The 20207-nt window shown below is 67.9% G+C and carries 14 protein-coding genes; 8 read left to right on the top strand and 6 right to left on the bottom strand.

From position 1 onward, the window contains the following. Positions 1-7 precede the first annotated feature (7 nt). From GOPIP_RS12810 to GOPIP_RS12795, 4 genes are all read right to left on the bottom strand, one after another. Positions 8-946: a DUF58 domain-containing protein gene (locus tag GOPIP_RS12810; RefSeq protein WP_006370099.1), complete on the bottom strand. Its 939-nt coding sequence runs from the start codon at positions 944-946 to the stop codon at positions 8-10. After that, positions 933-2171, bottom strand: coding sequence for an AAA family ATPase (locus GOPIP_RS12805; RefSeq protein WP_006370098.1), 1239 nt, complete (start codon positions 2169-2171; stop codon positions 933-935). The genes GOPIP_RS12810 and GOPIP_RS12805 overlap by 14 nt, the downstream gene beginning before the upstream one ends. 155 nt (positions 2172-2326) lie before the next feature. Beyond that, positions 2327-3859 (bottom strand): NlpC/P60 family protein, encoded by a 1533-nt coding sequence (locus GOPIP_RS12800; RefSeq protein WP_014359984.1) that lies wholly within the window; start codon positions 3857-3859, stop codon positions 2327-2329. Positions 3860-4242: 383 nt separating this feature from the next. Continuing rightward, positions 4243-4956, bottom strand: a complete 714-nt coding sequence (locus tag GOPIP_RS12795) for an Rv1476 family membrane protein (protein WP_006370096.1) — start codon at positions 4954-4956, stop codon at positions 4243-4245. A 387-nt stretch (positions 4957-5343) separates the two neighbouring features. Between GOPIP_RS12795 and GOPIP_RS12790 the strand changes: the two genes are divergently transcribed. From GOPIP_RS12790 to GOPIP_RS12760, 7 genes are all read left to right on the top strand, one after another. After that, entirely contained in the window at positions 5344-8154 is a 2811-nt protein-coding gene (locus GOPIP_RS12790; RefSeq protein WP_006370095.1) for an aconitate hydratase, read from the top strand. Between the two features lie 31 nt (positions 8155-8185). Further along, positions 8186-8785, top strand: a complete 600-nt coding sequence (locus GOPIP_RS12785; RefSeq protein ID WP_006370094.1) for a TetR/AcrR family transcriptional regulator — start codon at positions 8186-8188, stop codon at positions 8783-8785. 61 nt (positions 8786-8846) lie between these two features. Beyond that, positions 8847-10478: a GMC oxidoreductase gene (locus tag GOPIP_RS12780; protein WP_170320200.1), complete on the top strand. Its 1632-nt coding sequence runs from the start codon at positions 8847-8849 to the stop codon at positions 10476-10478. Positions 10479-10483: 5 nt separating this feature from the next. Then, positions 10484-12160, top strand: coding sequence for a thiamine pyrophosphate-binding protein (locus tag GOPIP_RS12775; RefSeq protein WP_006370092.1), 1677 nt, complete (start codon positions 10484-10486; stop codon positions 12158-12160). Beyond that, positions 12157-12822 carry a hypothetical protein gene (locus tag GOPIP_RS12770; RefSeq protein ID WP_006370091.1) on the top strand — a complete coding sequence of 222 codons (666 nt, stop codon included), beginning with the start codon at positions 12157-12159 and terminating at the stop codon, positions 12820-12822. Before GOPIP_RS12775 ends, GOPIP_RS12770 begins: the two co-directional genes overlap by 4 nt. Next, positions 12819-13871, top strand: coding sequence for a 3-oxoacyl-ACP synthase III family protein (locus GOPIP_RS12765; RefSeq protein WP_006370090.1), 1053 nt, complete (start codon positions 12819-12821; stop codon positions 13869-13871). The genes GOPIP_RS12770 and GOPIP_RS12765 overlap by 4 nt, the downstream gene beginning before the upstream one ends. Then, positions 13868-14863 (top strand): pyridoxal phosphate-dependent aminotransferase, encoded by a 996-nt coding sequence (locus tag GOPIP_RS12760; protein ID WP_006370089.1) that lies wholly within the window; start codon positions 13868-13870, stop codon positions 14861-14863. The genes GOPIP_RS12765 and GOPIP_RS12760 overlap by 4 nt, the downstream gene beginning before the upstream one ends. Positions 14864-14884: 21 nt before the next feature. Here GOPIP_RS12760 and GOPIP_RS12755 read toward each other — a convergent pair whose 3' ends face one another. Both GOPIP_RS12755 and GOPIP_RS12750 read right to left on the bottom strand, forming a co-directional pair. Continuing rightward, positions 14885-15568, bottom strand: coding sequence for a hypothetical protein (locus tag GOPIP_RS12755; RefSeq protein WP_006370088.1), 684 nt, complete (start codon positions 15566-15568; stop codon positions 14885-14887). Positions 15569-15716: 148 nt separating this feature from the next. Then, positions 15717-18551: an AfsR/SARP family transcriptional regulator gene (locus GOPIP_RS12750; protein WP_006370087.1), complete on the bottom strand. Its 2835-nt coding sequence runs from the start codon at positions 18549-18551 to the stop codon at positions 15717-15719. A gap of 105 nt (positions 18552-18656) precedes the next feature. On the opposite strand from GOPIP_RS12750, the gene GOPIP_RS12745 reads away from it, so the two are divergent. Continuing rightward, positions 18657-20204: an acyl-CoA synthetase gene (locus GOPIP_RS12745; protein WP_006370086.1), complete on the top strand. Its 1548-nt coding sequence runs from the start codon at positions 18657-18659 to the stop codon at positions 20202-20204. Positions 20205-20207: the final 3 nt, after the last annotated feature.

The following is a 20207-nucleotide window of genomic DNA, read 5'->3' as shown; positions in this document are numbered from 1 at the left end:
TCCGTGATCACCCGACCCCGGCCGCGAGGCCGCGGCGGCGCCGGCCGACGAACTTGACGACGTCGGTGAGCCAGTCCCGGTCGGTGCGCAGCGACAACACCGGACCGCCGCAACTGCGGATGGTGCGCCGCACCTTGTCCTGGTGGGCCTGGGCCGCCACCGAGAAATCATGGCGGAGGCGGTCGGTGATGGTCACCTCACGCACCTCGCCGGACTCGGCGTCGGCCAGGCGGACCTCACCGATCGGCGGCAGTTCCACATCACGCGGATCGAGCACCTCCACGGCGAGGAGTTCGTGGTGGGCGGCAATCGCCCGCAGCGACCGCTCCCAGGTGATCGGTCCGAGGAAATCACTGATCACCACGGCCAGACCGCGGCGTCGTTGCGGACGACGGAGCGCCTCGATACCGGCGTCGAGGTCGCCACGGACACCGGGAGCGCCGCGCGTGGTGGTGGCGATCGTCTTCAGCACATGTTGGGCGTGCACTCGTCCGGCCCGCGCCGGGACGCGGACGACCTGGTCACCGGTCACCACGATCGCCCCGTGCCGATTGCCGCCACCGGAGGTCAGGTGAACGATCGCGGCTGCCGCCGCGACCGCCAGATCCCTTTTGGTGCAGTTGACGGTGCCGAAATCGAGGCTCGCCGACGCGTCGACCACGAGCCACGTCTCGAGCTCGCGGTCGGCGATCATCTGACGAACATGCGGCTGCGTGGTGCGTGCGGTCACCGACCATTCCATGCGGCGGATGTCGTCGCCGGGCTGGTAGGGGCGCGCCTCCCCCGGCTCGGAACCGGGCCCCGGGATGAGGCCGAGGTGCTCGCCCTGCAGCACTCCGTCGAGTTTGCGCCGCACGGTGAGCTCGAGCATCTTCAGCGCCGCGGTGAGCTGCGGCTCCTCGAGCAGTCCCGCCCCGAGCGACGGCAGATCGCTATTGGCCGCCATAGTGCGCGGTCGCCTGGTTGGGTGCGTGCTGACCCGGCTGGGCGGTGATCTGCTGACCGACGCTCGGCGGCGCACCGACCGGCGATGCCGGCGGGGTGGGGTGATCCAGACCCGGCTGCTGGGGTCCTGTCTGCTGGAGTCCCGGCTGCTGGTTCGACGGGTGCTGCTGGTTCGACGGGTACGGGGCGGCCATCGGTTGTGCGCCGACCTGCGGCAGACCGACGGTCTGCAGAATGCGGGTGATCACCGTGTCCGCGGTGATCTCGTCGGCCATCGCGTCGTAACTGAGGACCAGACGGTGCCGTAGCACGTCCGGGATGATCTCGACGATGTCCTGTGGGATGACGTAGTCGCGCCCGCGCACGAGCGCCAGTGCCCGGGCCGCCGCGACGATACCGAGGGTCGCGCGCGGCGAGGCGCCGTAGGACAGCCAGCTCGCGGCATCGGTCAGTCCGAGTTCAGCCGGGCGGCGGGTGGCGTTGATGACGCGCACGACGTAGTCGACCAGGGCGTGGTGCACGAAGACGTTGGCGGCGGTCCGCTGCAGGCGGATGGTGGCCGCGGGATCGAGGATCTGCGATGCCTCGGGGGCGACATTGCCCATCCGATAGACGATCTCGCGTTCTTCCTCCACCGACGGGTAGTCGACGAGCACCTTGAACAGGAACCGGTCGCGCTGCGCCTCGGGCAGGGGGTAGACGCCCTCGTTCTCGATCGGGTTCTGGGTGGCCATCACCAGGAACGGATCGGGCATCGGATAGGTCGTTCCGCCAATCGAGACATGACGCTCGGCCATCACCTCGAGCAGCGCCGACTGGACCTTTGCGGGCGCGCGGTTGATCTCGTCGGCGAGCAGGAAGTTCGCGACCACGGGGCCGAGTTCGGTGTCGAACTCCTCGCGTCCCTGACGATAGATCCGTGTGCCGATGAGGTCGGTCGGGACGAGGTCGGGGGTGAACTGGACGCGGGAGAAACTGCCGCCGATCACCTTGGCGAAGGTCTCGACCGCGAGGGTCTTGGCCACCCCGGGAACACCCTCGAGCAGGATGTGGCCGCGGGCGAGCAGGCCCACGAGAATGCGTTCGACGAGCTGGTCCTGGCCGACGATGACCCGCTTGACCTCGTAGATCGCCCGTTCCACGAGCTTGACGTCGGCGTCGCTCAATTCGAAGCCCGCCGCGCCGGCCCCCTGCGCCGTCGACTCGACTGTGGGATGTGAGGTCAACCCTTGCTCCTGTCGTTGCTGATCCGGCGACGGACGTACCCCCGCTCTCGTCGTTGCCAGCCTAGCGGCGCCGACTGAGAACATGCCACGAAGGGCGCGGGCGTCGCCGACGCCGGTAGGTCGGATGAACGAGCGTGAGCCCGCCGACCCACCGGTCAGAGGAGACGGACGACGTTGGGCATCGCGCCGTCGGTGCGCACCGGCGACACCTTCACCACGTCGCCCGACTGAGGCGCCTCGACCATCTTTCCGTCGCCGAGATAAAGGGCGACGTGCTCACTGGCGTTGGGGCCGTAGAAGATCATGTCGCCGCGCTGCATCTGCGCCAGCGGGAACTGCGGCCCCGAGGTGTACTGATAGCCGGTGTAGTGCGGCAGCTCGATTCCGACGCCGGCAAAGGCATAGACCATCAGACCCGAGCAGTCGAACCCGATCTTGTTGTAGTCGCCGTAGCTGTCGGCGACGCCGCCGTCGCGGATGCCCTGGGTCGGCCCGTTGGCATCACCACCGCCCCACGCATAGGGCACGTTCAGCTGCGACAACGCACGGTTCACGACGATCTCGACGGCCTGCGGGCCTCGCAGTCCCGGGCGGACGACTCCGCCTCCACCTCCGCCGGAGCTGCCGAAGAGCTGCCCGAGGCTGCCCGAACCCAGGCGCGAGCTCAGGGTGTCACCGCCGTCGCTGCCCAGCCCCGCTCCGCCGAGTCCGAGTTCGTCGAGCAGTTCCGAATGCGGCACCTGCTGCTGGCCGACGAGCCCGGAGAGGACCTTCTGGGTCACGTCGAGGGCCAGTCGCGCAGCGGCCTCGGCGGCAACCTGCATGGCGTCGTTGTCCCCGGCCGCCTGGGTGGGGCTGACGGTCACCGGGCCGGGTTGCGCCTGTCCCGGCAGATTGCGGAACAGCCCGGTCAACAGATCCGCGGGCGCCGGGGCGTCGACCTGCGTCGGGCGCGCCGTCCCGCGCAGTTTGTCGAGTTGGGTCTGGACCGCGTTGCGTTGTTGGACCAGGGTGGCTCGTTTGCGCTGTTGGTCGGCGATCGCGCCGCGGGCCGCCGACACCGCGGCGACGGCATCGTCGCGGCGGGTCTGGGCGCTTTGCGCCGCGTAGGCGGTCTGGCGCTTCGTCGCCTGCAGCGCCGCCACCTGGTTGGCCTGCTGATTCCGCGCCACCTGCAAGCGCCGGATGGTCTGCTGTTGGTCGCGGCCGAGCTGATTGATGACGGTGACGCGGTCGAGCACCTTCTGCGGGTCCGACGACGAGAGGTACTCGGTCAGCGTGCCCTCGTTCCCGCCGGTCCGATAGACCGAGCGGACGAACTGGTCGAACTCACGTTGGGCGGCCTCGGTGGCCCGGGTTGCACGACCCAGTGATTGTTGGGCGTCGTCGGCGGCCACGGCGGCGAGACGCTGCGCGGCGACGGCGTTCTGGTAGTCGACGACGGCGTGGTTGGCCGCCTCCTGCCGGGCGGCGACCGCGCTGTCGAGGTCGCTGAGATTCTGGTTGACCTGGGCGATCTGATTGATCAGCGCCGATACCGGCGAGCTCGGGGCGCGCGAGGTGGTCGGTGCGGCCGCCGCCGGACCCATCACGGCAACCAGCCCGACGGTGGCCGCGACGAGCGACGTCGCCAACGACGCCCATCGGCGCGCCGCCCTGCGGCCCACTCCTGTGGTCCCTCGCCTCACTGGCACTCCCTCGCCGTCTGTCAGCGGATGTGGTCATCCGTGGCACGAACAGCGTCTGCAACCCCGCGCGGCGCACGACGCCGACGATGCAACACGCATCACATATGGCGCATTGATGGACATCTACACCACACGTGACATTGGAACCGTACGTCACATTTGCCACAGGAGAAAACGGGTGCAACGAATTACAAAGACGTGATTACCTGCACCGATGCTGTGAACTGCTCAAAGTCCGAAAGGTTGGGTTGGTATCGAATTGGCAACGGACCGCCGCTGTCACGGCGTCAGCCCATCGGGTGACACCGAGACCATCGCCGAGGACGGCGTCGAAGACGCGCCGGAGGCACCTCGACGACGGTGGACAGGACCGGGAGGCCGCCCTAGGAGTCGTTCCTCGAGCCGGGCGCGACAGCTCCGGTGGGGGCTTTCCCGTCCGTCTCGGACTCCTCGCCCCCGGCACCATGAATGAGCTCTGCTGCGGATGTCTGCGCGCCGCGGTCCCGGCGCCGCAGACTCCGGATGCGGCCGACGATCGCTCCGATGACGACGACGGCGATCAGCACGATCGTGACCAGCGTCCAGTCGACCCCGGGTTTGGTGATCGCGTCCACCATTTGCTGTGCGGCCTGCGGAGGATTCGACAGCGTCAGATTGTCGGTGGCGTCCTCGAGGTTGACCCGGCTGAACTCCGGCGACGCACTGCCCACCGAATTGGGACCGAAGACCAGCACCGTCCCGCCGACGTGTTGTTGCAGTTCGGTGGCGATGTCGCGATACATCGTGAACGTGGGCATCTGCTGCTTGAGCACCACCAGATTGATGTCGTGCCCGTCGGCCTGAGCATGCGCCACGACCTGTTTGAGGGCGCCGATCTGCGCGGGGTCCTCGCTGTAGACGTGATCATCACGGAGGTCGGCGGCGATCGCGGTCAGGTCGACGCCACCGGGGGCGGTGGTGGCGGTGACACCTTGGGTGTCGTAGGAGGAGGCGGGCGCCGCGAGAACGGTCGTGCCGGGTGCGGCGAGTATCTGGGCGCCGTCGGTGGCCGGACCAGGATTCATCGTCTCCGCTTCCTCGAGCAGGATGGTGCGCACCGGTCTCGGTGGCCACCACGTTTCGCGATCATTAAATGTGCGGTCGTCGGTGGATGCTCACCGAACCCCGATCAGAACGGTACGACAGAATGAGGAAGTCGTGAGCATCTGGGGGTCCGCGTCGCACGCGCCGGTGGACGGTCCTTGTTAGCAGTACGCCCGTACTGTTAGACTGGATTACGTCACCGCGGAAACCCCGCGGTCGCTGGATGAAACGTCGCTGGATGAAGCATCGAGCACGACCCCGACGCAGCCCGTCGGGTGGATGGTCAGAGTCGACGAGCCGGTCAGTTCGCCGATGAAGTACGCAGCCGTCCCGGAGACCGTCGCCCGGGACGTCACGCACACGCCGGCGCAGCCCGCCGGCCAGAGGAGAGTGGATTACACGTGAGTATCAATTCGTTCGGCGCGCGCGGCACCCTCGAGGTGGGCGACAACTCCTACGAGATCTACCGGCTCAGCGCGGTCGAGGGCACCGACAAGCTTCCCTACGCTCTCAAGGTCCTCGCCGAGAACCTGCTGCGCACCGAGGACGGCGCGAACATCACCACCGAGCACATCAACGCGATCGCGAACTGGGATCCCTCGGCCGAGCCGAGCATCGAGATCCAGTTCACCCCGGCCCGTGTGATCATGCAGGACTTCACCGGCGTGCCGTGCGTGGTCGACCTGGCCACCATGCGTGACGCCGTCAAGGAACTCGGCGGCGACCCGGACAAGGTCAACCCGCTCGCACCCGCCGAGATGGTCATCGACCACTCGGTCATCATCGAGGCGTTCGGCAACGCCCAGGCCTTCGAGCGCAACGTCGAGATCGAATACCAGCGCAACGAGGAGCGTTACAAGTTCCTCCGCTGGGGTCAGGGCGCATTCGACGACTTCCGCGTCGTGCCGCCGGGCACCGGCATCGTGCACCAGGTCAACATCGAGCACCTCGCCCGGTCGGTCATGGTGCGCGACGGGGTCGCCTACCCCGACACCTGCATCGGCACCGACTCGCACACCACCATGGAGAACGGCCTCGGCGTCCTCGGTTGGGGCGTCGGCGGTATCGAGGCCGAGGCCGCGATGCTCGGCCAGCCGGTCTCGATGCTCATCCCCCGGGTCGTCGGATTCAAACTCACCGGTGCTGCCAAGCCCGGGGTGACCGCGACCGACGTGGTGCTGACCATCACCGACATGCTGCGCAAGCACGGCGTGGTCGGCAAGTTCGTGGAGTTCTACGGCAACGGCGTCGCCGAGGTGCCGCTGGCCAACCGCGCCACCATCGGCAACATGAGCCCGGAATTCGGTTCGACCTGCGCGATCTTCCCCATCGACGGTGAGACCATCAACTACCTCAAGCTCACCGGCCGGTCCGCCGAGACACTCGCCCTCGTCGAGGCGTACGCCAAGGAACAGGGCATGTGGCTGGAGAAGGACGCGCCGGAGGCCCAGTACTCGGAGTACATGGAGCTCGACCTGTCGACCGTCGTCCCGTCGATCGCGGGACCCAAGCGCCCGCAGGACCGTATCGAGCTGTGGGACGCCAAGAACGCCTTCCGCAAGGACATCCACAACTACGTCGAAGAGGGCAACACCCCACAGCTCAACGGTGTCGACGAGGCCAACGAGGAGAGCTTCCCCGCCTCGGATTCGCCGTCGACCTCCCCGGACGCGGCCAAGCTGTCGTTCTCCGACGAGCCCGCCCACAACGCCTCCAAGGGCGCCGAGGGACGTCCGTCGAAGCCGGTGACGGTGGAGTCGGCCGAGCGCGGAACCATGATCCTCGACCACGGCATCGTCACGATCGCCTCGATCACCAGTTGCACCAACACCTCCAACCCGTCGGTGATGCTCGGCGCGGGCCTGCTCGCGAAGAAGGCCGTGGACAAGGGACTGACCTCCAAGCCGTGGGTCAAGACCTCGATGGCCCCCGGCTCGCAGGTCGTGACCGGGTACTACGACAAGGCCGGCCTGTGGCCCTATCTGGAGAAGCTCGGCTTCTTCCTCGTCGGCTACGGCTGCACCACCTGCATCGGCAACTCGGGCCCTCTGCCCGAGGAGATCTCCAAGGCGATCAACGACCACGACCTCACGGCGACCGCGGTGCTCTCGGGCAACCGCAACTTCGAGGGCCGCATCAACCCCGACGTCAAGATGAACTACCTGGCGTCGCCGCCGCTGGTCATCGCCTATGCGCTGGCCGGGACGATGGACTTCGATTTCGAGTCCGATCCGCTGGGCCAGGACCAGGACGGAAACGACGTCTTCCTCGCCGACATCTGGCCGACCAACGAGGAGATCGCCGAGACCATCGCGAGCTCCATCTCGGCCGAGCAGTACGCCGAGGACTACGCCGACGTGTTCAAGGGTGACGAGCGCTGGCAGAACCTGCCGACCCCGGACGGCAAGACCTTCGAATGGGACGACGAGTCGACCTATGTGCGCAAGCCCCCCTACTTCGAGGGCATGACCCCCGAGCCGGAGCCCGTCGCCGACATCAAGGGCGCTCGTGTGCTGGCCAAGCTGGGTGATTCGGTCACCACCGACCACATCTCCCCCGCCTCGACCATCAAGCCGGGCACGCCGGCCGCGCAGTACCTCGACGAGCACGGGGTCGCACGCAAGGACTACAACTCGCTGGGCGCCCGTCGTGGCAACCACGAGGTCATGATCCGCTCGACCTTCGGCAACATCCGCCTGGCCAACCAGCTCGTGGACGTCACCGGCGGCTACACCCGCGACTTCACACAGGAGGGCGGACCGCAGTCGTTCATCTACGACGCCGCACAGAATTACGCGGCGCAGGGCACCCCGCTGGTGGTCCTCGGTGGCAAGGAGTACGGCACCGGCAGCTCGCGTGACTGGGCCGCGAAGGGCACCCGCCTGTTGGGCGTCAAGGCCGTCATCACCGAGAGCTTCGAGCGCATCCACCGCTCGAATCTGATCGGCATGGGTGTCATCCCGCTGCAGTTCCCCGAGGGCGAGTCGCACAAGTCACTCGGGCTCGACGGCACCGAGACGTTCGACATCACCGGCATCGAGGCACTGAACTCCGGTGACACCCCGGAGACCGTGCACGTCACGGCCACCAAGGAGGACGGCTCGGCGATCGAGTTCGACGCCAAGGTGCGCATCGATACCCCCGGTGAGGCCGACTATTACCGCAACGGAGGCATCCTGCAGTACGTGCTGCGGAACATGATCAAGGGCTGAGGCACCCGCTCGAGAACGAGGAGCAACTCAAGTGCCCAAGGTCAGCGATGACCGACTTGCCGCGCGTCGTCGGGAGATTCTCGACGGCGCGCGGCATTGTTTCGCCGAGTACGGATACGACGGTGCCACCGTCAAACGCATCGAGGAATCGACGGGGCTGTCCCGCGGCGCGATCTTCCATCATTTCCGTGACAAGGAAGCCCTGTTCCTGGCACTGGCGTCCGAGGACGCCGAGCGCATGGCCGACGTGGCAGCCGAACAGGGCCTCGTGCAGGTGATGCGCGATGTGCTGGCCCGTCCCCAGGATTTCAACTGGCTCGGCACGCGTCTGGAGATCGCACGAAAGTTGCGGACGGACAAGAGCTTTCGTGATGCCTGGATGTCGCATTCGGCGGATGTGGAGAAGGCCACGCTCGCCCGACTCGAACGCGGGCGCGCCTCCGGCCGCCTTCGTGACGATGTGCCCGCGGAGGTCTTGGTGAAGTATCTCGACCTCGTGCTGGACGGGCTCATCACCCGGCTGGCGACCGGTCAGCCCACCGATGATCTCCACGATGTACTCGACCTCGTCGAGGAGTCGGTCCGCGTGTCGCGGGGCGCCCCCGCGGGCCCAGTGAGCGAATCGCTGTGAAGTAGATCACCCTCGGTCAGCAAAGGTTTGCCTGGCCTAATTTTCTGGCTATCTTCACAGGATGCGTTCAGATTCTTCTTCGGTTGCGATCAGCCGACGTTCCGTGCTGCGCGGTGCCGGGGCCGGCGCGCTCGGTGCCGCCGTACTCGGTTCCCCGTCGGGGACACCGGCATCGGCCGCGCCGGGAGCACCGGCTCCCGGCGCCACCGCGATCGTCATCGGAAGCGGCTTCGGCGGTGCGGTGGCCGCACTTCGCCTGGGCGAGGCCGGGATCACGACCACGGTGTTCGAGCGGGGGCGGCGCTGGCCGATCCGCCCCGACGGCAACACCTTCGCGACCTTCGACCGACCCGACCGCCGTGCCGCGTGGTTCGACGACACCGCCGGGATCTCGAGCGTCGGTCGGGTACCCACCCAGCGTTATCCCGGCGTTCTCGACACCATCCGCGGCAACGGCATCGAGTCGGTGCACGGCGCGGGCGTCGGCGGCGGTTCCCTGGTGTTCGGCGCGTTCACCCTCCAGCCCGACAAGGCAGATTTCGAGACCGTGTTCCCCGGTGGCACGGGCTACGACGAGCTCGCCGCCGAGTACTACCCGCGGGCCCGGAAGATGCTGAACACCTCGGGCCTGCCCGACGACATCCTCGCCCACCCCAACTACGTGGGCGCGCGTTCCTGGTTGACAATCCTCGAACGCTACGGAATCGCACCGCAATTCGTGGAGTACGCCATCGACTGGGATCGGGTGCGTGCCGAACTCGCCGGACGCGCCAAGCCCGGCGTCTCGATCGGTGACCTGTCCTACGGCGTCAACAGCGGCGCCAAGAACTCCGTCGATCACAACTACCTACCCGCCGCCGAGCGGACCGGATTCGTGACGATCAAACCCATGCACGAGGTCTTCGAGATCCGGGAACGCTCACGGCGGCCCGGCTATATCGTGCGGGCCCGGCTGATCGACGACGCGCGGCGTACGGTCCGCCTCGTCACCGCCGAAGCCGACCATCTCTTCATGGCCGCGGGCTCCTACCACACCACGTCATTGTTGGTCCGGGCCCGCGCACAGGGCACGCTCCCCCGGCTGTCGCCGAAGATCGGCAACGGCTTCGGCGGCAACGGCGACTTCCTCATCGTGCGCACCGCGCTCCGTGACCAGCACGGGCCGATCCAGGGCGGTCCGGGCTATGCCCGCATCCGTGAGGACCGGCTGCCCGGTGGACCGGCCACGATGATCTATCAGGCCAGCCCCTTCCCCGCACCCGCGGGCTCGTTGGCGACCACACACCTGATCCAGGTGCACACCGACGAGCGCGGCACCATCGACTACGACCACGCCACCGGCGCGACGCAGCTGAACTACCCGTACCCCGAAGGTTCCAGCGTCCTGGACCGCCGCGCGATCGCCTTCGCCCAGCACTTCCATCAGCGGACCGAGACGCGATTCGGCCACCCGGCCAACGGCATCCCGATCTACGACCGGCTCTCCGGATTCGGTTCCGGCGCAACGTTCCACGGGCTCGGCGGAGTCGTCGTCGGGCAGGCTGCCGACGCCGAGGGCCGAGTCCGCGGGTATGACAACCTCTACGTCGTCGACGGCTCGTTCGCCCCGGGCGCGGTGGGATTGGTCAACCCGTCATTGACCATCACCGCACTCGCCGAGCGCACCATGGACCGTTTCCTGAGCACCCGCTGACACCTATGACCAGTCGATGTCGGGACCGCAGGGTCGCCGACCACATCGTCGAGCGCCTGCACGCCGAAGGGATCACCTCGATCTTCGGCGTGCACGGAGCGAACATCGAGGAGCTCTTCGACGCGGCCGTCCACGCCGGCCGGACCCGGCCGGTGATCGCCAAACACGAGTTCGCCGCGGCGGCCATGGCCGATGGCGTCGCCCGGATCTTCGCGCGTCCCGCCGCAGTGTTCACCACCTCCGGTGGCGGCGCACTCAATGTGGTTGCGGCGCTGGCCGAGTCGTACGACAGCCGGGTGCCCGTCCTCACCGTGATCGGTGCGCCGGCCACCGCAACCGTCGGATGCGGCGCTTTCCAGGACATGCTCGATCCCCCGGACACCATCGATCTGCGTGCCACGTTGTCCGGGGTCGCCGGAAGTGTCGGCGTCGTACGGTCGGCCACCGAGATCGACACGGTCCTCGACGAGGCCATGCAGACGCTGCAGCGATCGTCGCCCGCGGTGATCGTGATTCCGAAAGACATTGCCGCCGAGCACCACTCCGACCATGACCCACCATCGCGTCGACCGGTGGAGCCGCCGGCCGTTCCCGACCTCACCGCGACGATCGATCGCCTGGTGGCCGATCGCGGTCGGGTCTGCATCTGGGTCGGTGACGAGGCCTCGCGTGCCGGGCTGTCGGCTCCGGTCCACGCGCTCGCCGACATGCTGGGCGCCTCGGTGGTCGTCGCCCCGGACGGGCGCGACGTCGCGGGACCCGGATGCGCCGGCGTGACCGGGGTGATGGGTCATCGGTCCGCGTCGCGTGCGATCGCCGACGCGCGCACCTGCCTGGTGCTCGGTTGCCGGATGACCCTGACCGACCGTGCCGGCCTCGACGAGTTCCTCGCCGCCCGCACGGTTATCCACCTCGGCGCCCACGCCCCGAGACTTCCCGGCACCGAGCACATTCCGTGCGGGCACCTCGCCGACGCCGTGTCCGACCTCGTCGAGCAGCTACGCCGTCGAATCGGTACCCGGCGCGGTCCGGACGACACTCGATTCGATCGGCGGGCCGTGGAGCTCCTCCCCGACCTCGACCCCGGCTCTGCGTTGCCGCGGATGAGCGCGGTCATCGACGCCGTCGGTAGGCAGCTGCCCGATGACGCAGTCGTCTTCGCCGATGCCGGAAACATCGGAGCGGCTGCGGTGCACCATCTTCCGTTCGGGCGTGGGCGATTCGCGATCGCCCTCGGTATGGGCGGCATGGGTCATGCGATCGCAGCGGGCGTCGGGGTGGCGATCGCCGGCGCCGACGATGTCCGGAGCGCTACACGCACAGTCGTCATCGCCGGCGACGGATCGTTCCTGATGCACGGTATGGAGATCCACACCGCGATCGAACACCGGGCACCGATGACCTTGATCGTCGCGAACAACAATGCGCATGGCATGTGCGTCACCCGGGAACGGATCTTCTTCCCGGATACGCCGGGGCTCAACACCTTCGGTCCCACCGATATCGCGGCCGGGCTCGCGGCGATGTTTCCCGACCTGCCGGTCCGGCGGGTCACCGATCCTCGCGACCTCGACGCGGTCACCCGTGACGTGCTCACGCGGCCCGGCCCAGCCTGCCTCGTCGTCGACACCGATCCCGACGAGATCCCGCCGTTTCACCCCCTACGCAGAGGAGTTCGATGACCACCGATACCACGGGCGCTCTCTCCGATCTCGATCCCGCCGAACCGCTGCCCGGCGTCATCCGGGTCGAGACGCATTCGCGTGCGCAGAGCACCCCGATGCTCGTCGACCGGGTGCGGTCGGTGTATCCGCACGATCAGATCTACGGCGAGTTCTGCACCGTGCACGGATACGTCGACGCACCGCCGCGAGAACTGTTCGATTGGCTTTCCGACACCCGATCTCTGGAGGAATGGACCTACAGCACAAGGGATCTGCGCCGGACCGAGACCGCCGGGCTGTGGGTGGGTACCGACCGGCTCAATACCGACACCGCCATCTATGTCCGCACCGTCGCCGACCCGGGAGCGATGACCGTCGACTACCACTGTGCCTGGGACCAACCCGATCACCTCTGGATGATCTATCTGATGCGGGTCGTCGACGCCCACCTCGTGCTGAACCGGCCGGGATCAGTCGTGCTGTGGACCAATTGCCGCCATCCGTTCTACGACCGCAATCCCTTCCCCGACACCGTCCCGCCCGGTCGTGAGGAGTGGGTCGGCGATCTGTGGGACATGTTCGCCGCGGGCCATCAGGTCGAACTCGACAATCTCACCGCCATCGCCGAACGCCGCCATCGCACCGGCCTGCCGCTGACCCCCGAATGGATGAGAAGATGACCGCACGTGCCCAGACGACCGCACATGCCGAGCCGACCGACCTGTACCTGGGCGATATCGCGACGTACCGCCCCGAGAACCGGGTTCCGGCAGCATATTTCGCGCAGTTCGCGCTGGACGACGACCTCGCCGACAACGTCATGTTCCGGGCACCCGCCCACCGCCACCATGCCGGCGCCGACGAGTCCAACGCCGACATGATGGTGGCCGCGGCGCAACGACTCATCGCCCGTCACGGCGCCGGTCACCTCGACGACGTCGACATCGTGGTGACCCACAGCCAGTTGCCGGAGGTCCCGGTGCGCGGGTGCGCGGGCGAATTGGCCCACCGTCTGGGCCTGCGCCCCACCACGGTCCTCGATGTGCACAACGGTGGCTGCGCCGCCTTCCTGCACATGATCGAGGTCGGCGGAGCGCTGCTGCGTGCCCGCGGCGGCGGCACGGCGCTCCTCGCGCTGGCCCAGAACAGTGCCGGACAGATCTTCACCCAGGAGCAGGTACGCGGCAAGGCGCAGGCCGCCATCCCCGGCGACGGCGCGGCGGTCGCGACCCTGATGCTCGGCGACGGCCCCAATCCGGTGCTGACCACCGTATGCCGCTCGCACGGTGAGTATTCGGCGGACATGACCGCGGTGTCCGAGCCGGCCCGCAAGTACTGGGAATCGGGCCCCGGACAGATCCACGTCGGCTTCACCGAGTCCAAGATCGCCAAGGTGCTGACCCGCGGCAATCGGCTCGTCCCCGAGGTCGCAATCGAGGCCGCCACGGCCATCGACATCCGACCCCGCGATCTCGACTGGTTGATCACCAACCAACCCAACCGCATCTTCTTACGCAATTGGCGTGAGGCACTGGAACTTCCGGCCGAGCGGCATCCCGACACCTTCGAGGAGTGCGGCAACCTGTTCGCCGTGGGCATCCCGATGACACTCGACGCACTGATCGACAGCGGCCGCCTGCGCGACCCGGATGTGATCATGATGGCGGCCTTCGCTCACGCCGGCGATTTCGCCGCGGCAGCCGCCGTGCGGTGGTCGGGCCGCTCGTGATCCGCTGCGATCTCAACGAGTCACACCTGCCGCCACCGCCCTCGGTGGCGGCGGCGATCGCCGCGGCGTCCGACACCGTCCATCGCTATCCCGAATTCGGAGCCGACACCACACGCCGCGCGATCGCCGCACACATCGGACTCGACCCCGCCCAGGTGAGCGTCGGGCCGGGCGCGACCGCCCTGGCCCACGCCATCCTCGCCGATGCGGTGCAGCGCGCCCACATCCGCGGGATCTCGTCGCCGGTGATCCTCACGCCTGCACCGACCTTCGACGGATTCGCACTCCTGGCCGGCATGATCGGCGGCCACCTGCGCACCACGCCGCTCGACGCCGGCGGTCGCCCGGACCTGGAGGCGCTCACCGCCGCGATCGGACCCGACACCGCAGCGGTCATCGTGTGCTCACCGCACAATCCGACCGGACTCACCGTCGACGCGGACGCATTGTCCGACCTGCTCGCCCGGATTCCGGTGTCGACCCGAGTGGTGCTCGATCAGGCATATGTGGAGTACTGCTCGTCGCCACCCGACGTGCTCGACCTGATCTCGCGATGTGCGCACCTCGTGGTGCTGCGCACGTTCTCGAAGGCCTACGGTCTGGCCGGACTGCGCGCGGGTTACGCATTCGGCGGTCACGAGGCGATGGCGGGGATCCTCAGACGCGAGTTGCCGTTCGCGGTGAGCACCACCGCCGCCGCCGCGGTGACGGCGGTGCTCGGCGCCGACGGTGAGATCCGAGATCGGGTCGGAGCCGTCCGCGCCGAGCGCACTCGGCTGGCAGCGCAACTCGAGCAACTGGGCTACCCCACGCTGGCCGGTGAGGCCAACTTCGTCTATGTCCCCGGCCCCGACGGACTCACCCTCGACCACCTGCTGACCCGATCGGGAATTCAGGGCAAGGTCTGTGGCACACATGGTTTCCGGCTCACGGTGGGCGACCCCATGGTCGGCGACGCCATCGAGGCAGCACTGCGCCGCAGCGTCGCCTGATCCCCGCCGCCCGTGCGGGAGTCACCTGTCGTGTGACCACGCGGTCGACGCCGTTCGTCCCCGGGCGGGCCACGCGACGAGCAGCCCGCCGAGGACCCCATACCCGAGGACGATCTGCGCACCACCGAGTACTGAACCGACGAACCCCAACGCCGACAACGGGATTCCCCACACCAGCCAGCTCTGCGCGAACAGCGTCTGCCACCGCAGAGCGCCATGCCAACGACCGGCGATCGCGACGCGAATGCCGATGATCAGCATGCCGAGCATCGACAACGGCCAGCACGAGTCGAACACCGTCCACACGAGCGAGCCCTGGATGAGCCAGAACGCGTCGAGCGTGGTCGAGACCATCGCGCCGGCGAGCACCACGGCCTGCGCCGTGTATCCGATACGCGCCACCCGCGCGGCGCCACCCTTACCGGTCATGGCCCGATCGCGGTACTGCAGGTGCAGCAACCCCAGTAGCGCCGCCTGGAACATCAGCGCAGCGATCCCGGTGAGGAGTGAGGCGGCACCGAACCCGTCCACACCGTCGAGACACGTGAGTGCGACTCCCCAGCTCATCGCGCCGACCACGAGGGCCGACCCGATCATCTGTACCCGGTTGGTCGGCAACGTGGGGTCGGGGGAGAGATCGTCGGTTCTCCGACGGCCGGGATCGGTACCCGTCGACTCCGCGGATGGGGAGTTCTCGATGATCATGGGACATGTCCTCGGTGAATCGGGGCTCTCCGATGACGGAGAACTCGGTGCCGACAGCATGATCGGTGGCACTGGTAAATCACTTGGAGAGCGACCCGGCCACGGCGAACCCGGCCGGCGAGAACTGATCTCCGCCCATACCCGCGATCTACCCGATCGCGGGATTCCGGCCCGCCGCGGCGACGCGTTCGCGGATCAGCTCGGCGACCGCGGCGCGCTCGAGCGCACGACCCGTCGCCATCCCCTCCCCCAGCACCTGCGCGTCGATCCCCTCGGTCATCTCGTGTCCGTACGAGGCGAGATCGATGATGTCCATCCGCTCCGGCCGATATCCGGTCACTGCACCGTGGTGGTCGGCCACCCCGAGCAGACAGGCGGCGGCCTCGTGTTCGCCCCGGACGAACTCGACGTAGGCGAGCGTGTAGACGGCCACCATCCAGGACGTCAGATCGTCGATCCGTTCGCAGGCCGCGATCATCTCGGTCAGCTTCTCCTGTGCCGGGCCGTGCACCCGGCCGCGCGCGATGTCGTTCTTGGCATGGATCCACAACGCCGAGGCGACCAACCAGTCGTATCCGCACTCGCGCCCGAGCTCGACCGCCAGGGCGAGTTCGTCATCGGCCGCATCGTGGTCACCGGCGCGAAAACACGCGGCGCCGAGCGCCATCCGGGCCTCCGCCGCGACCTGCGGCAGCCCGTCGGACGTCGCCACCGACAAGGCGCCGCGAGCCAGGGCGATGCCGGACTCGACCGCACCGGCACCACCCTGGAAGAATCCCAGGGTCACCGCGGCATCGGCGTGGGCAAGACGGTCGTCACGACTGGTCATGTCCAGTGGCGCGCTGGACAGAGTCGCGTCAAGACGCCCCATCGAGTCGCGCAGCACATCCAGATCACCTGCGAGATAGGCGATCACGAGCGCGCCGCACAGCGCACGCAGCCTGTCGGCAACGGGAATGCCGGGGTCGTCGGCCACCGTCAGGGCCGGTCGCAGCATTCGCAGCCCCTCGTCGACGTGGCCGCGACGGTACCAGTACCAGAAGATGCCACCGACGATCTGCGTGTACGCCGCCGGGTCGGCGTGGCGGCACCGCGCCAGCGCCGCATGAATGTTGGGCATCTCGGCGTCGAGACGACGCGTCCAGGCAAGGGTGTCGGGACCGCGCAGTCCCGCATCGACCTCGGCGCTCATCGCGCGCACCCACCGCAGGTGCGCTGCTTGCAAGGCGGCGGCGCGGGATTCATCAAGATGGTCGACGGCGAACTCGCGCAGCGTATCCAGGATGCGGTAGCGCCGCGGGTCGCCACCGAGGACGGTCACCATCGAGGAGTCGATGAGCGCCTCGAGGTCACCGAGCAGACGCGACCCGTGTCCGGTCACCGCTTCGGCTGCGCCGTGATCGAATCCGCCTGCGAACACCGTCAGCGCCTCGAACAACCGCCGTTGCGATTCGTCGAGGGCACGGTAGGACCCCTCGATGGCCGCGTACATGCTCGAGTGACGCTCACCCGCCGTACCCGGTAACGCGGCTCGCGCGGTGCGCAGCAGTGCGAACCGATCGATCAACAGGTGGTGCAGTTGCCGCACCGACAACATCGAGGTCCGCGCGGCCGCGAGTTCGATTGCCAGGGGCAGATTGTCGAGGGCCCGGCACAGGGTGACGATGTCGGCCGGGTCCTCGCTGCGCGCGGCGCGAGGCGCGCGTTCGGTGAACAGTGTTGCGGCCTCGCGCAGCGGTCCGACAACGTGGACATGCTCACCGGGAACACCGAGCCGCACCCGGCTGGTGGCGAGCACCCGCACGCCGGGGCATCCGGTCAGCAGCGCCAGGACGAGCTTCGCGACCTCGCCTGCCACGTGCTCACAGTTGTCGAGGACGAGTAGCGTTCGGCGCGAGCTCAGCAGTGCGGTGAGCACGTCGACTCCACCGCTCGCGGTGACGCCGAGCACGCGCGTCGTGGCCTCGACGAGGGAGTCGTGATCCCGGGTGCCCGAGGCATCGACGAACCACGGACCGTCGTGGTCGGAGCGCGCCGCGGCAACCGCCATCGCCAGACGTGTTTTGCCGATGCCGCCCGGTCCCGTGAGCGTCACCAGTCGATCGGTTCCGAGTGCGCGCTCGATGTCGGCGAGGTCGTCGCGCCGCCCGACGAAGGAAGTGAGCGCGACCGGGATGTGACGTCCCAGACGAGCGCGGGCGTGGTGCTCCACGTCGACGATCAAACCGGGATCGTGTCGCAGGATGGCTTCCTGCAGGGCCACCAGCGACGGTCCGGGATCGGCGCCGATCTCGTCGGCGAGCACGCCGCGCGCAGTCCGCAGGCTCTCCAATGCCTGCGCCTGCCGACCCGCACGGTACTGCGTCAGAGCGAGCAGTTCCCAGCGCTTCTCCCGCAGCGGATCGGCACGCAGGAGGGCGGACAACTCGACGATGACCGACTCGTGGTCGCCACATGCACTCGTCGCGGCGAGGTGGTCGTCGACGGCGTCGGCTCGCACCGCGGCGAGGCGCGTGGCTTCGATCTCGGCGAACTCCCAACCCTCGATGTCGCTGTACGCCGGTCCGCGCCACCGGGCCAGCGCCTGCGCGAGGATGTCACGCGCCGCCGCGGCGTTGCCGGACTCGAGTAGGGCGCGCCCTCGCTGCGCTTGTGCGACAAAGGCATTCGCATCCACTGCGTCGTGAGGGATGAGCAATCGGTAGCCGCTTCCGGTGCGGACGAGCACCTCCGGCGACTTCTGTGCGTGCGCCGGCTCGAGAACGCGTCGCAGCGTCGAGACATAAGCCTGCAGAGTTCCGGTGGCCGTCCGTGGCGGGCTCTGATGCCACAGATCGTCGATGATCGTCGACGCCGACACCACCTCGCCACCCGCGATCAACAGACGCGACAGCAGGGCTCGTGGCAGCGGGCCCCCCAACGGCACCTCGACCCCGTCGACATGCACCGCCAGCGCGCCCAGAACGCGGACCTCGAATGGCATGTGACGACGATAAACGGATTCGGGCGATTCGGACAGATTCTCACCTACCGAGTGAGCGCTCGCTATAACCTTGCTTACAGTTGTCATCGCCGATGAGGAGAGATCGTGTTCCCTGGAGTCTTCGCCGCCCGTACCCCCGACAAGCCCGCCGTCATCCGCGCCTCGACCGGCGAGCAGTTGACCTACCGAGAACTCGACGAGAACTCCACACGCCTGGCCAATCATCTCCACTCCCTCGGCCTGAAGTCCGGGGATGCGATCGCCGTGGTCTCCGAGAACGACCTGCACAGCTTCGAGGTCTACTGGGCGGCGCTGCGCAGCGGCATGTACGTCACCGCGATCAACCATCACCTGACGGCCGAGGAGACCAATTACATCCTCTCCGACTCCAACGCGCAGGTTGTCTTCGCGGGGGCGTCGGTGGCGCACGCCGTAGAGCGTGCGGGTGAACTCCCCGCCCTCGCCGCACCCGGACACCGCCTCGTCTGGGGCGGCGAACTGCCCGGCTTCGACTCGTACGAGAAGGTCCTCGCGAGCGCGTCGTCGCAGCCGCGAACCGATCAGCCCCGCGGCACCGACATGCTCTACTCGTCGGGAACCACCGGACGGCCCAAGGGAATCCAGACCCCACTGCCGCAAGGCCAGGTCGACGAGATCCCCGACGCCTACACCGCCGTGTTCGCCCCGATGTACGGATTCGACGAGAATTCCGTCTACCTCTCCCCCGCGCCGCTGTATCACGCTGCGCCACTGCGGTATTGCGGCACCACCAATTCGGTGGGCGGCACCGTGGTGTTCATGGACCGCTTCGAACCCGAGGAAGCCCTGCGACTCATCGAGACCTATCACGTCACCCACAGCCAGTGGGTGCCCACCATGTTCATCCGCATGCTGAAACTGCCCGAGGAGGTCCGCTCCCGGTACGACGTCTCGAGCATGAAGGTCGCCATTCACGCCGCCGCGCCCTGCCCGGCCGAGGTCAAGCGCGCCATGATCGAGTGGTGGGGCCCGGTGATCCACGAGTACTACGCCTCCACCGAGGCCGCCGGAGCCACGTTCATCGGACCCCAGGAGGCACTGGATCATCCTGGTTCGGTGGGCAAGCCGCTACTCGGCGTGGTGCACATCTGCGACGAGGACGGCAACGATCTGCCCACCGGCGAGGTCGGACTGGTCTACTTCGAGCGCGAGGAGGCCGTCTTCGAATACCACAACGACCCGGAGAAGACCGCCCAGGCGCGGCACCCCGCGCACGACAACTGGTCGACCACCGGCGACGTCGGCTACGTCGACGAGGACGGCTACCTCTACCTCACCGACCGCAAGGCCTTCATGATCATTTCCGGCGGGGTCAACATCTACCCGCAGGAGGCCGAGAACGTCCTCGTCACCCATCCGGCCGTGTTCGATGTCGGTGTGATCGGCGTCCCCGATCCCGATCTCGGCGAGGTCGCCAAGGCGTGTGTCCAACTCGCGCCCGGGTTCTCACCCTCCGATGAGCTCGCCGCCGAGTTGCTCGACTTCACGCGCGAGAAGATCGCGGGCTACAAGGTGCCCCGTTCGGTCGACTTCGTCGACGACCTACCCCGGACCCCCACCGGCAAGCTCGTGAAAGGCATTCTCCGCAAGGCGTATTGGCCCTCGAACGTCTGACGA

This window comes from Gordonia polyisoprenivorans NBRC 16320 = JCM 10675, assembly GCF_000241325.1.
Taxonomy (GTDB): domain Bacteria; phylum Actinomycetota; class Actinomycetes; order Mycobacteriales; family Mycobacteriaceae; genus Gordonia; species Gordonia polyisoprenivorans.
This window is presented reverse-complemented; position numbering and strand designations above follow the sequence as displayed.